The following is a 1394-nucleotide window of genomic DNA, read 5'->3' on the forward strand; positions in this document are numbered from 1 at the left end:
CTGAGACCTGATGCCGAGCCGATTGTGGTGAAGTGGATGATCCTATGCTGTCGAGAAAAGCCTCTAGCGAGTTTCATGGCGGCCCGTACCCCAAACCGACTCAGGTGGTCAGGTAGAGAATACCGAGGCGTTCGGGTGAACTATGGTTAAGGAACTCGGCAAAATGCCCCCGTAACTTCGGGAGAAGGGGGGCCATTCCTGGTGATGGGTCTTGCACTCTGAGCTGGGGGTGGCCGCAGAGACCAGCGAGAAGCGACTGTTTACTAAAAACACAGGTCCGTGCGAAGCCGTAAGGCGATGTATACGGACTGACGCCTGCCCGGTGCTGGAACGTTAAGGGGACCGGTTAGTCTGGATTCGTCTGGGCGAAGCTGAGAACTTAAGCGCCAGTAAACGGCGGTGGTAACTATAACCATCCTAAGGTAGCGAAATTCCTTGTCGGGTAAGTTCCGACCTGCACGAATGGCGTAACGACTTCTCGACTGTCTCAACCATAGGCCCGGTGAAATTGCATTACGAGTAAAGATGCTCGTTTCGCGCAGCAGGACGGAAAGACCCCGGGACCTTTACTATAGCTTGATATTGGTGTTCGGTTCGGCTTGTGTAGGATAGGTGGGAGACTTTGAAGCAGCAACGCCAGTTGTTGTGGAGTCGCCGTTGAAATACCACTCTGGTCGTGCTGGATGTCTAACCTGGGTCCGTGATCCGGATCAGGGACAGTGTCTGGTGGGTAGTTTAACTGGGGCGGTTGCCTCCTAAAGGGTAACGGAGGCGCCCAAAGGTTCCCTCAGCCTGGTTGGCAATCAGGTGTTGAGTGTAAGTGCACAAGGGAGCTTGACTGTGAGACTGACGGGTCGAGCAGGTACGAAAGTAGGGACTAGTGATCCGGCGGTGGCTTGTGGAAGCGCCGTCGCTCAACGGATAAAAGGTACCCCGGGGATAACAGGCTGATCTTCCCCAAGAGTCCATATCGACGGGATGGTTTGGCACCTCGATGTCGGCTCGTCGCATCCTGGGGCTGGAGTAGGTCCCAAGGGTTGGGCTGTTCGCCCATTAAAGCGGTACGCGAGCTGGGTTTAGAACGTCGTGAGACAGTTCGGTCCCTATCCGCTGTGCGCGTAGGAGTGTTGAGAAGGGCTGTCCCTAGTACGAGAGGACCGGGACGGACGAACCTCTGGTGTGCCAGTTGTTCTGCCAAGGGCATGGCTGGTTGGCTACGTTCGGGAGGGATAACCGCTGAAAGCATCTAAGCGGGAAGCCTGCTTCGAGATGAGCACTCCCACCTCCTTGAGAGGGTAAGGCTCCCAGTAGACGACTGGGTTGATAGGCCGGATATGGAAGCCCTGTGAGGGGTGGAGTTGACCGGTACTAATAGGCCGAGGGCTTGTCCTCAG

At 56.0% G+C, this 1394-nt stretch carries 1 rRNA gene; it reads left to right on the forward strand.

The window, feature by feature from the left end:
• Window positions 1-1392: ribosomal RNA gene (locus ACZ5ON_RS36050) — 23S ribosomal RNA — on the forward strand; the annotation flags it as partial.
• Between the last annotated feature and the right edge of the window lie 2 nt (window positions 1393-1394).

It is taken from the genome of Kitasatospora sp. NPDC032150 (assembly GCF_055579945.1).